The organism is uncultured Pseudoalteromonas sp., assembly GCF_963922945.1.
Lineage (GTDB): Bacteria > Pseudomonadota > Gammaproteobacteria > Enterobacterales > Alteromonadaceae > Pseudoalteromonas.
This window is the reverse complement of sequence record NZ_CAWUKC010000009.1, coordinates 13,667-26,157: the sequence shown is the minus strand read 5'-3', so window position 1 is coordinate 26,157 and position 12,491 is coordinate 13,667. Positions and strand designations below refer to the sequence as shown.

Genomic DNA, 12,491 nt, shown 5'->3' with positions numbered 1-12,491 from the left:
ATGTATTTAACATGTAAGTTTTTGTAAATAAAAGGTATTTTTGGTTATCGCTATGTTGACCTTGTACTCAAAATGGTATTAGTATTTGCGAGCCGGTTAATATTAAGTATTAGCTAGGTGTATAAAAATAAACTATTAGAAGTATTCAGGGAGAATCACATGTTAAATAACCAAGTCTCAAAAGCAGTTCGCTTAGCGATTGCTTTTGGTGCAGCATCTGCTGCTGCGTTTTCAGCAAGTTCATTTGCTGCAGAAGAAGGTGTTGAAAAGGTAGAGCGTATTCAAGTTACTGGTTCACGTATTAAGCGTACTGACGTAGAAACACCAGTACCTGTGACTATTATTGGCAGAACAGATATAGAGCAAATGGGGGCATTAAACGTAGCTGACGTTTTAAACCAATCACCTGTTGCTATTGCCGGCGCAGACCAATCTAACTCTTCATTCAGTACTTCTGGCGTAGGGTTAAACACAACCTCATTAAGAAACTTAGGTGAAGCGCGTACTTTAGTATTGGTTAACGGCCGTCGTTTTGTATCTGGTCGCTCACCATCAAGTGGTTACGCGGTGGATCTTAACGCTATTCCGGCATCAATGATTGAGCGTATCGAAATCTTAAAAAGTGCCTCATCTGCCATATATGGTACAGATGCTGTAGCTGGTGTAGTAAATATTATCACTCGTGATAACGTAGAGGGCGTTGAAGTTAATGCTCAAACTGGTATTTCAGACGAAGGCGATCGCGAAAAGTATTCTTTAAACCTGACCGCTGGTAACAGTTGGGACTCTGGTAACGTAACCGTTGCTATTGGTTATGATGATGATAAAGGTCTAAAACCTTCAGACCGTGCATTTTCTGAGTTTGATGAAGCGATACTACTAGATGAAAATGGTAACGAGTATGTTGGGAAAGTATTTTCTTCGTATACTCCCCAAGGCCGAGTAGGCGCGTATAACGCTGATGGTACTCCTTACACTGGCCTTGAAGGGGGGGATGCGTTTAATAGAGCAGATTATCGACAGCTTGTAACACCTTTAGAAAGAAAATACGCTGCTCTAAACATCAAGCAAGAAATAAATGACGAAGTTGAATTTTTTGCTGAGATGAATTGGAATTCATCAAAAACTTATAACTCAACTATTGAGCCAACACCATTTTCTACTAATGATGTATTCTTACCAGAGCGTGGTGGAGAAGGTGGGATAAAACTAAGTAATCCTATGGTTCCGGAGTTACTTCGTGAAAACCTACTTAATGACGGATATGCTCTGGATGATAATATTCCTGAGCTAGTTCGCCGTATGGTTGAGTTTGGTGCTCGTTCTACTGATTTAGAGCGTGACACTGTTCGAATTGCGACTGGCATAGATTGGATGATCAACGATGATTGGTCACTAAATACATATGTATCTTGGGGTAAAACAGATCAACGCCAAGACAGTGGTGGTCAAGTTAACATTGAAAGAGCTGCACAAGCTTTTGATGTAGTACAAAACGCTGATGGTTCATTGCAATGTGCAAATGACCTAGCTGTTTTACAAGGCTGTGTACCTCTTAATTTATTTGGAGAGGGCTCTGTTTCAGCTGAGGCTGTAGATTACGTTAAAGTTCCAGCCAAAATTGCTGGCCAAACTGAGCAGTTTATAGTTTCAGCTTCTTTAGTTGGTGAATTACCAGTTGAGTTGGCTGGCGGTCGAATTGGTGTAGCTATGGGGGCTGAGCATCGCTTAGAAAGTGGTTTCTTTAATCCAGGTGATTTAGCCCAGACAGGCGCCTCAAGTACTAACCGCTCACTACCAACTGATGGCAGTTACTATTCGAACGACTACTATGTAGAAACAATTTTACCTATTTTAGATAATCTTGAGCTTGACTTAGCTGCTCGCTATTCAGATCACGAAATTGTTGGTGGCCAAACAACTTGGAATGCGGGTATTCAATACTCACCAATTGATACATTGAAATTCAGAGCTTCAGCAGCAACAGCTATACGTACACCAAATATTGCAGATTTATTTGGCGGACGTGGTGAGACATTTGCAACAGTTACAGATCCATGTAGTGGTGTAACCGCTTCAGATACAGGCAATGTAGCTCAAAACTGTTTATCAATCCCTGAGGTTGCTGCTCGTGTTGCTGCAAATGGTTCATTTGAACTAACACAAACAGAAGCACAAAGTACTGGTGGCTTTATTGGTGGTAATGAAGATGTTCAAGAAGAAACGGCAGACACATATAGCTTAGGTGTTGTATGGCAAGCAACCGAAGAGTTTGCTTTGACGGTTGATTACTATGATATTTCTGTTGAAGACGCTATTTCTACAACTAGCCGTACTACGGTACTTAATCGTTGTTTTGATGTGAGTGCTGCTAACTTTGATCCAACTTGTGGTGGTAACTCTTTACGTGACCAAAATGGTGCTTTAGTTGAAGTTAATTCAGGAACAAGTAATGAAAACAATATAGAAACCTCTGGTTTAGATATTGAATTAGCGTACAAGATTGATACTGAGCATGGTGAATTTGGTGCAAATCTGATTTGGAATCATCTAATCAAATATGATGAAACAGGTATCGAAAGTGGTGAAACAGTTGAATATGCCGGCCAAGTATTTACTCCAGATAACAGAGCTAACCTTAACTTAAGCTACGGCCTAGAAGATTTAAACCTTTCATGGCGTATGCGTTACTGGGATCGTTCAAAAGATAGCGTTGATGGTGGTAACTTCAACTACACAGACTTTACGCCTCTAGAGAAGTATAACGAATTCCCATCAGTTGTTTATCACGATATTTCAGCGGGCTATAGTTTCTCTGATAGTACAAATGTGACATTAACTGTTCGTAACTTATTTGATAAGCAACCACCTGTTGCTAACCAAAGTTCATCTAGCGGTGGTACAGGTATTAATACAGTTTCTGAAGCATATGATGTAACTGGTAGATACTTACAACTAAGCTTAACAACTAAGTTTTAATTAGTTTTTAAATGTTAAAGCCGTGATATTAATCACGGCTTTTTTTGTTTAAAATATGAAAAGATAGCTAATACTTTCTTCTCGTAGCCTATTTTTTATTTTAGGCTTATACTAAAAAGGAATTGAAATCTAACCCTATAATTTAGCGAGATATAAATGAAAGAAGTTCGATCTTTTATTAAAACAGCATCATTAACTGAGCTAGAAAAAGCACAACAATTAATCACTGATGCGATTGCAAAATATACTGAGCAGCTACAAGCTAAACAGGAAGTGTTGGATCTTTTAAAAGAAAAAGGACTTACGTTAGAAGATTTACAAGACGGTACAGCAGATAAACGTACTAAAGTAAAAGCTAAGTATCGCATTGAAGTAGATGGCGAGGTGGTTGAATGGACCGGTCGTGGTCGTCGTCCTAAAGCGTTTGAAGGTGTTGATTTACAAAAGCACCTAGCTTAATAAAATAACAGAGAAGCTACGGCTTCTCTTTTTAATGGTGTATAACTTAATAACTAAACCTTAGGCTTACGCCTTGCAAGACAGGTTTAATTGGCGAAAACTTACCTTAAACTCCCCGCAGTCGCTTAGTATTTGTTAAACTGCATTTCTGGTTATTCTAGTTACTATTTTCATGAGCTATAAATTAAGGCCTTATCAGCAAGAGGCCGTAGAGCGCACCGTTTTACATTTTCGAAAAACAAATGATCCTGCCGTAATTGTACTGCCTACCGGTGCGGGCAAAAGCCTGGTTATTGCAGAGCTTGCGCGAATTGCTAAGCAAAAAATTCTGGTGCTTGCCCATGTTAAAGAGTTGGTAGAACAAAACGCACAAAAATATAAAAGTTTTGGTTTAGAAGCGAGTATATTTTCAGCAGGGTTAAAAGAAAAATCACTCAGCCACCAAGTTACTTTTGCCAGTGTTCAGTCTTTATCGCGTAATTTAAATAAATTAAATGAGCATTATTCTTTGCTTATTATTGATGAGTGCCACAGAGTAAATGGTGATAAAAAAAGCCAATATGGCAAGGTTATAAACACGCTGAAAGAAAATAATCCTCAGTTAAAAGTATTGGGTTTAACGGCCACACCTTATAGATTAGGAATGGGGTGGATATACCATCACCATTACCATGGTTTTGTAAAAGGTAATAAAGAAAGTCCATTTAAAAATTGTATATTTGAATTACCGCTCAGGTATATGATTAAGCATAATTACTTAACGCCACCAAATGAAGTTGACGCGGCTATTAGTCATTATGATTTTTCGTCCTTGGCTAGCAATGCGTTTGGGCAATATGCGAGCGATGATATGAATGCGCTTTTAAAAAATAGCGAGCGTGCAACGCAAGCCATATTAAAGCAAGTAATACAATACAGTGAAACCCGCCAAGGCGTGATGATATTTGCGGCAACGGTAATGCACGCGCAAGAAATTTTAACTTATTTACCCGCAGAGCAAAGTGCCCTTATAACTGGCGATACCTCAAATGCCGAGCGTGATAAGTTAATAAATCAATTTAAAGCAAAAAAAATAAAGTATTTAGTTAATATCTCTGTTTTAACCACAGGGTTTGATGCGCCGCATGTCGATTTTATCGCTATTTTACGCCCCACCGAATCGGTTAGTTTATACCAGCAAATTGTTGGCCGTGGGCTTAGGCTAAATGAAGGAAAAACAGATTGCTTAGTTATAGATTACGCAGGCAACGGCTTTGATTTATTTCACCCTGAGGTGGGTGATAAAAAAAATGACAGCGATAATGAACCCGTACAAGTGCTTTGCCCTGGGTGTGGGTTTGCAAATATTTTTTGGGGAAAAACCGATTCAGCAGGCAAAGTCATTGAGCATTTTGGTAGGCGCTGCCAAGGTTTGTTAGAGGATGATGAAGGCCATAAAGAGCAATGCGATTATCGGTTTAGGTTTAAAGAGTGTGACCAATGTGGCGCTCAAAACGATATCGCTGCGCGTAAGTGCCATGATTGCGGCGCTGTAATGGCCGACCCAGACGACAAGCTACGTAACGCACTTAATTTAAAAGATGCGTTAGTACTACGCTGTAGTGGGTTATCAGTGGTAAAACTTAAAGATGATTTAATTAAAATCACTTACTTTGATGAAGATGGCGCAAGTTGCGATGAGGTATATAACCTTGCCAGTAAAGGTGGGCAATATATTTTTAATAAACAGTTTGGAAAACGCCTAGGGCAGGGGCAAGCGCCAGTCGAATTTAAAAGTGCCGAGCAGGTTATTAAAGCACAGTTTGATTTAGTACACCCCGATTTTGTTATCGCACGTAAAAGTAAAAAGTATGGCTGGAAGGTGTCTGATAAACTATTTGATTACACAGGCAGCTTTAGAAAAGCGAATCAGTTAAGCGGCTAAGCTTAACTGATTTTTGTTAAGCGGCGTCTTCGTCCATCAACCCCCAGCCATCGCCATAGCCATTGTAGCTATTAGCAATGCTTTCAAGGTATTGCTCTGCTTGGCCAAGTAATGTGTGCTCTGGCACCATTTGTACATGAGTAATTACTTCCCATATGCCTGTGTCTTTGCATTTTTCAACATTAGTGCTTTGTACTAATGCATCAGAGACTATTTCTTTAGCAAATTTTTCAGCGTCAGCTTGTTGTTCAAATAAAATGAAAAAATCGATTTGGTGCATTTTGCTTAAATCAACGCCAGCAGCGGCTATTTCGGCTAAAAGTTGGCCGTTATCATCATCAGGGAATTGCATTAAAAACTCATTTAAAATTAATTTTGTATTCGTAGCCACCATTGTAACCAAAATATTGCTTTAAAGCGTATTAATTTTAACGTTAAAAACGAGCAAAATTTGGTGCAAGATTACGATTAAGTTAATGTGTTGCTCATTATGGCTATGGTAGTATGCACCTTATTGGTAGTTAAATTTTGATGAATAAAAGTAAGGATATTTACTTGTTCAAACAGTTATTACGTTTTGTGTTTTTTTTAGTTTTTTTTATAAGCACTCAAACCAGCGCTGAGCAAAGGGTAATTGAAGAGTACGAGATTAAAGGGATCAGTGGCGAGTTAGAAAGTAACGTTGAGCTTTACTTAAAACAACTCGTTGGTGAAAAGCCTACAAGAACCTTGCGTCGCTACGCCAAAAAGCAAGTACAAAGCAGTATTAAAGCGTTAGGGTATTACAATCCAACAGTAGACATTGAGTTTGATAAAGACGATAAAGAGCTTATCGTCCAAATAGAACGCGGACCTGCCACTCGCATTGAAGCAATTAATATAACGCTCAATGGTGAGGGGAAAAGCGACTCGCAATTACAAAATGTTATTAAAAATTTAAATTTAACCCAGGGCGATGTGCTTAATCATGGCAAGTACGACTCAGCCCATAAAAAAATAGAGTCGATGTTATTAGAACTAGGCTATTTTGATGCTAAATGGCCTGCCCGAAAGCTTGCTGTATCGGTACAAAAAAACAGTGCCGTTATTACATTTAATATAGATACCGGTGTGCGCTATACCTACGGCGATATTGTCATTTCCAAAAACACCCCTGCAGAAAAGTACATTCGCTCACTTGCGCCTTTTAGCCAAGGGCAAGCATATAAAGCCACGCAAATTGCCGATTATAACCTTGAACTTTCAAGCACACCCTATTTTGCAAGCGCACGTATTTATGCTGATATACCAGCAAGAGCAAATGGCCAAGTACCTATAAATGTTGATGTGCTCCACAAACCTGCTAATAGCTACGAAGTAGGTGGCGGTTTTAATACCGAGCTGGGCCCAAAAGTGCGTTTTAAATGGAGTAAACCCTGGATCACCGAAGACGGGCATTATCTTGAAAGCAATTTAAATGTAGCTGAAAAACAGCAAGATATTTCTATGGCGTACACTATTCCGGTGGATGACCCTAACGACGATTTATGGCGTTTATCAGTGGGTTACAAGTTAGAAGATGAACTTGCCGATGATATCTACAGTGAAATACTGACCGGACAATTACAGCGCCAATGGTTAACAGAAGATAAATGGGTACGCACGGCATTTTTACGCCGCGACCAAGAAACATACCGCATTGGTGATGAACCTGAAGAAAGCACCGAAATGCTAATGCCAGGTATTAGCTATGCTCGTAAAAAAACAAAAGGAGGCACCACGCCTTATTGGGGTGAGCAGTGGCTAATTTCGGCTGAGTTTGGTTTAGATGATGTACTTTCAACCACTAACTTAGTGCGAGTGCAACTGCAGCATGCGTGGCTTAGGACTTATTTAGATAAACACTTAGTTTTTTTAAAAGCAAACGTGGGCGCTATGATGGTGGATAATATTGAGAATGTACCTTACTCGCTGCGGTTTTATGCCGGTGGCGACCAAAGTGTGCGTGGTTTTGCTTATCAGTCTATTTCTCCTGAAAATGAAGATGGTGACTTAATTGGTGGTAAATACTTACTAACGAGCACGATTGAATACAATTACCAATTTGCGCCAAACTGGCGTGCAGCGTTATTTGTTGATGGCGGTACCGCCACAAATGACTTTTCGGATGACTTTGAAGTGGGCGCAGGCTTTGGCTTTCGTTATTTAACGCCCATAGGCCCCGTAAAAGTAGATCATGCATGGGGGCTTACTAAAGAGAGTAAAAGCACACGTTTAAGCATTACCATAGGGCCAGAAATTTAATGTCAGTATTTAAAAAAATATCCGCCGCCGTGATTGGCGTTTTAATCACGCTTGCCGTTATTATATTTTGCTTGTTATTTACTGCGCCCGGTAATCAATTTATTGCTTATAGTGCAAATAAAATGGTGGACGGCTTACATATTGAGATTAATAAAGGGCGCTTTTTATATAACAACCCGTTTAATGTGAGCTTTAAAAACCAAAGTACTGACTTTAAAGCCCAGCAGCTTAAAATAGATTTATTTTGGTGGCAGTGCGATGGCTTATGTATTGAAAATGTAAGTGCGCGGTCAGTCAAGCTTGCTCTTGGCAATGCGCCCGAGGCTACACAAGAGAGCGCCTCAGAGCCATTAGCTAAAATTACGTTTCCCTTTAATATTGCAGTTAAAAATATAGCAATAAACGAATTTGTATTAAATCATCCCAGTGCTGATGTAACCGTAAATAACTTTACCCTTGCAGCGAAAGCCGAAGATGCAACCTTAGCGGTAAAAAGCCTGACTATTAGCGATGTACTGGTAAAGCTTAAAGAGCAACCTGCCTCATCTAATCAGGCAACGGTTCAGCAAAGCCAGGCGCTAACAGCGCTACCCGCGTTACCAGATATAGAATTTACATCGCCCCTTAATTTACGGGTAGAGCAGTTTGACGTAAAAAAAGTGGGTATTGAACAAGGTGAGCAAACACATACAATTGAAAACATAGCGCTTGCACTAAATGTAGAAGATGAAAACATTAATTTACAAGCCCTTAGTGCGCAGTACCTACAATGGCAATTAAATACACAATTGACCAGTGAGCTTGCGGGTAACTTACCGTTAAAGGGTGAAATAACGCTAAACAGCGACTTACACCAAGCTAACTTAAAGCTAAGTGGTGATTTATCAGCTTTAAATATAAACTTGCAAACAGCGGGTCAGTACCCATTAGATTTAACGGCAACGGCTAATTTAAAACAAAAAAATTACCCGTTTGAACTTACCGGTAAAGTTGAGCAATGGCTGATTAACGCACAAAGTAATGAGCTAAAAGTAAGTAATGTTGATTTATCTGCCACGGGCAATGCGGATGATTACACGCTAAGTTTACAAGCACATAGCCAGCTAGGTGCCTATCCAGCGGTAGTATTAAACACGCAATTAAACGGCTCTCTTAGCCAAGCACAGCTAAGCACTTTAAGCCTAAAAGCAAACGACAGTAGCGCAAAATTTAATGGCAACGTTAATTGGCAAAAGGGCATCCAGGCCGACTTTTTTGGTTCGTTAAATACTTTAAAAGCACAGTATTTAACAGATGCACTCACAAGTGATGTTTCTGGTCAGCTAGAAGGGCGCTTTAATAGCGAAGGACAAAACTGGCAATTGCAAATGGATAATACACAACTTGCAGGTACACTTAACCAAACACCGCTTGAATTTGCCTCAAACTTTACACTCAATAATACGTTAAAAGCTAACATAGATAGCCTTTATTTAAGTAGCGGGCCTAATAAATTAGCTCTAAGTGGGCAAGTTGACGACACCTGGCAGGTTGATGGAAAAGTCACACTTACAGGAAGTGAGCAAACTAACCTGCCATTTGTTGCAAACGGTAAGGCCGATTTAAAAGTTAGAGGACCCCGTTTAACCCCCGCCGTTGATTTATCGTTATTACTCGATAACGTTATGTATAACGACATAAATGTTAACAAACTCGCCCTTAAAGGCCAGCTCGATACAGCCGCAGATTGGCAAACCGATGTAAATCTAACCGTTGGCTCAGCCACAATTGCTGATCAAGTTATAAATCGTGTTGAGCTAACTGCCACTGGTGATAAAACTGACCACCAACTGGTTGGCGCCATAGATGCAGAACAAGGTGCCGCTGAGGTTGAAGTAACCGGTAAGCTCAATAATAACGTGTGGAATGGCTCGCTTAGTAATATAACGCTAAGTGATAAAAAGCTCAGCTTTAGTAATAATAAAAAAATTGCGGTGATGTTTAATACCCAAACCAACGATTTTGATGTGAGTGCGCATTGCTGGCGCTCAAACAAAAGTGAGCTGTGTGTTAATACCCTTGCGCAAACTAAAAACTTGGGCCAATTTAATGCCACGCTGAGTAATTTAGCGCTTGAAGAACTTAAACACTTTTTACCCGATAACATAAAAACGCGTGGCGAAATAAATGGTGATTTTGCAGCTAATTGGAGCAATGGTGCACTAAAAACACTACGCGCTAATTTAAATTCAAGTGAGCTAGTTGCAGTTCTTACCTCACAGGAAGATCGCTTTAGGTTACCCATAGAAACCCTAAAAGTGAGTGCCTACACTGACTCTCAAACGGGTAAACTAGAGGCTGATTTAGACTCAAGTGTGCTGGGAAAAATAGCCAGCCAAATTAATATAGACGACATACAAAATCAGCAAACCTTAAACGGTAACATCAATATAGACAAAATTTTGCTATCTGACTTGCAGCCATTTTTAGAGACTCTTGAGCAATTAAAAGGGGATATAACCGGTAATGTGGCACTTGCCGGCACGTTGCAAGACCCACTATTAAATGGGGAGCTTAATGTTAGTGATATCAATTTAGAAGGTGAGCAGTTGCCGGTGGTGTTGCAAAAATCTAATGTAAACATTTTATTTGATAAAACTACCGCCACAATCAAAGGGAATTTAAGCGACACCCAAGGCGGAAAAATCAGTCTTGCAGGTGATGTTGATTGGCATGGTGCACAACCCGCAGTTAATGTGAATATTAACGGTGAGCAGTTTTTTGTACGTGCACAGCAAGGGGTTACATTTAAAGTATCACCGGATTTAAAAATTGGCCTTGCAAATAATGCACTGGCGCTTTCAGGCAAGGTTATTGTGCCCTACGGCAGGGTAGTGATTGAAGAGCTGCCAGAGGGCGCAGTGCAAGTCAGTGACGATGAAATTATTGTTGATCAAAAAACTGAAACAACAGAAAACGTGCCGTTTGATTACGATGTAAATTTAAAAGTGGTTGTTAAAAACGACGTTAAAATTGAGTCATTCGGCCTTGAGTCAAAAATAGCGGGTGATTTAGCTATAAAAATGAGCCAAGGTGCGCCCATAATCGCCACTGGCGAGTTAAATTTAGTTGATGGTACATACACAGCGTTTGGCCAAGACTTAATTATTAGTACGGGTCAAATAGGCTTTAGTGGCTCAGTTGAGCAACCGTTTTTAAATATAAAAGCAATCCGTAACCCAGACACCACAGCAAACGATGTTGTGGCTGGTGTTACGCTCACTGGTAACGTTGAACAACCTACCTTAAAAGTGTTTTCTGAGCCGGCAATGGATCAAGCACAAGCGCTGGCCTATTTACTCAATGGGCAACCGCTAGGCGAGGGCGACAGTTCAAGCGATGCTATGCTTACTCAGTTACTGCTTTCACAGGGAGTGAGCCGTAGCGAAGGTGTTGTATCTAAAGTGGGAGAAACCCTAGGTTTATCTGACGTAAGCTTAAGTTCAACAGGCTCAGGTGATAACACCAAACTTGAAATATCAGGCTATGTAGCACCTAGTTTACAAGTGAAATACAGCGTAGGGGTATTTGACTCGCTCAGTGAGGTGGCTATTCGCTACCAGCTGCTGTCGCAATTTTATGTCGAGATCACCAGTGGTTTAAATCAAAATGTTGATTTACTCTATAAGTTTGATTGGGATTAAATAACCTGAACTTTGGTTAAGAGATTTACTAACGTATTGAATCAATAATGATATCTATGTTTATTTTCTCTAGCCAGAGATTTACAGTGAAAACAAGGCGAAATTACGCGTCAATAGCTAGCCTATTGCAAGTAAATTCAACGTAGTTAGCGCTGGGGATAGCTGCTTGAGATAGATTTATTATCCAGAGTTCAGGTTAAATAGTCATTATAAGGATAATATGAAAAGCTTATATTTAGCACTTTTAATAGCAGGATTAACTGGCTGCGCCCAACACTCAGAGCAACACGCAGGCACTCAACACACTTCAACACGTAGCGCAAGCCAGGTAATAAAGCACGCAAAAGCGCACGAATGGAGAAATGTAGATAGGCAAAATATTTTAAAAATAACCCTGCCTACAGGGCCTGCTTATGTTGAGATCAACCCGCAACTAGCACCCAAGCACACGGCACATATAAAAAAGCTTGCGCGAGAGGGGTTCTACAAAAACACAAATGTTTATCGCTTTGTTGAAGGGTTTGTAGCACAAGGTGGCGACAGTTCAGGCAATAAAGCAATTAAAACGGCAAATAAAACAGTGCCTGCAGAGTTTTACCATAGCACCACACAGCCGCTTAAAATTACAGAGCTGCAAGGCGATGGTTACGCGCCAGTAACGGGGTTTTTAAACGGTTTTGCTGTCGCACAAAACGCCTCTAATAGACAAACTTGGCAGGTACATTGTCATGGCGTATTTGCTATGGCCCGTGGCAATGAGATAAACAGTGCAAGCACGGAGTTTTATGTCACCATTGGCCAAGGACCACGCTACCTTGATAAAAATATTACCGTGTTTGGAAGAGTGCTTGAAGGTATGGAGCACTTTAATCGTTTACAGCGTAAGCCTGTTCCTAATATGCCATTTAACCCAATTACAAACATTGAGGTGTTAGCTGATATTAAAAATGATAAAAGCACCTTTAGTGTTATGAACACAGACTCACAATCATTTAGGGAGCTGATTGAGGCGCGAAAAAATCGTACTGAACCTTGGTTTGTATACGCCCATAATTATGTTGATGTGTGCGCAATGCCTATTCCGACTAAGCGCATTGATTAGCTTATAAGGTATATTAAAAAAGGAGCTTAAGCTCCTTTTTTATGGTGATATTTAAGTTTAT

At 40.1% G+C, this 12,491-nt stretch carries 7 protein-coding genes; 6 read left to right on the top strand and 1 reads right to left on the bottom strand.

Annotated elements, in window-relative coordinates; genetic code table 11:
* Positions 1 to 159: 159 nt before the first annotated feature.
* The 3 genes from AABI99_RS03575 to AABI99_RS03565 all read left to right on the top strand — a co-directional run bounded on the left by AABI99_RS03575 (position 160) and on the right by AABI99_RS03565 (position 5,362).
* Positions 160 to 2,979 carry a TonB-dependent receptor gene (locus tag AABI99_RS03575; RefSeq protein ID WP_338363406.1) on the top strand — a complete coding sequence of 940 codons (2,820 nt, stop codon included), beginning with the start codon at positions 160 to 162 and terminating at the stop codon, positions 2,977 to 2,979.
* 156 nt (positions 2,980 to 3,135) lie between these two features.
* Positions 3,136 to 3,438 (top strand): H-NS family nucleoid-associated regulatory protein, encoded by a 303-nt coding sequence (locus tag AABI99_RS03570; RefSeq protein WP_055013917.1) that lies wholly within the window; start codon positions 3,136 to 3,138, stop codon positions 3,436 to 3,438.
* Positions 3,439 to 3,610: 172 nt separating this feature from the next.
* Entirely contained in the window at positions 3,611 to 5,362 is a 1,752-nt protein-coding gene (locus AABI99_RS03565; RefSeq protein ID WP_338363402.1) for a DEAD/DEAH box helicase, read from the top strand.
* 16 nt (positions 5,363 to 5,378) lie between these two features.
* Here the strand turns inward: AABI99_RS03565 and AABI99_RS03560 are convergent, their stop codons facing one another.
* A complete protein-coding gene (locus AABI99_RS03560) occupies positions 5,379 to 5,714 on the bottom strand; it encodes a ribonuclease E inhibitor RraB (protein WP_338363400.1) in 336 nt (111 codons plus the stop codon).
* Positions 5,715 to 5,917: 203 nt separating this feature from the next.
* Here AABI99_RS03560 and AABI99_RS03555 point away from each other — a divergent pair, with 203 nt between their 5' ends.
* The 3 genes from AABI99_RS03555 (at position 5,918) to AABI99_RS03545 (ending at position 12,430) form a co-directional block, all read left to right on the top strand.
* Positions 5,918 to 7,645 carry an autotransporter assembly complex family protein gene (locus tag AABI99_RS03555; protein WP_338363398.1) on the top strand — a complete coding sequence of 576 codons (1,728 nt, stop codon included), beginning with the start codon at positions 5,918 to 5,920 and terminating at the stop codon, positions 7,643 to 7,645.
* Positions 7,645 to 11,328, top strand: a complete 3,684-nt coding sequence (locus AABI99_RS03550) for a translocation/assembly module TamB domain-containing protein (protein ID WP_338363396.1) — start codon at positions 7,645 to 7,647, stop codon at positions 11,326 to 11,328. The genes AABI99_RS03555 and AABI99_RS03550 overlap by 1 nt, the downstream gene beginning before the upstream one ends.
* Before the next feature lie 220 nt (positions 11,329 to 11,548).
* A complete protein-coding gene (locus tag AABI99_RS03545; protein WP_338363394.1) occupies positions 11,549 to 12,430 on the top strand; it encodes a peptidylprolyl isomerase in 882 nt (293 codons plus the stop codon).
* Positions 12,431 to 12,491: the final 61 nt, after the last annotated feature.

Bases quoted from the DNA above. Each gene is read 5' to 3' on its own strand.
- AABI99_RS03570 (WP_055013917.1), top strand. From the start codon at position 3,136: ATGAAAGAAGTTCGATCTTTTATTAAAACAGCATCATTAACTGAGCTA.
- AABI99_RS03550 (WP_338363396.1), top strand. From the start codon at position 7,645: ATGTCAGTATTTAAAAAAATATCCGCCGCCGTGATTGGCGTTTTAATC.
- AABI99_RS03565 (WP_338363402.1), top strand. From the start codon at position 3,611: ATGAGCTATAAATTAAGGCCTTATCAGCAAGAGGCCGTAGAGCGCACC.
- AABI99_RS03560 (WP_338363400.1), bottom strand. From the start codon at position 5,714: ATGCAATTCCCTGATGATGATAACGGCCAACTTTTAGCCGAAATAGCC.
- AABI99_RS03575 (WP_338363406.1), top strand. From the start codon at position 160: ATGTTAAATAACCAAGTCTCAAAAGCAGTTCGCTTAGCGATTGCTTTT.
- AABI99_RS03545 (WP_338363394.1), top strand. From the start codon at position 11,549: ATGAAAAGCTTATATTTAGCACTTTTAATAGCAGGATTAACTGGCTGC.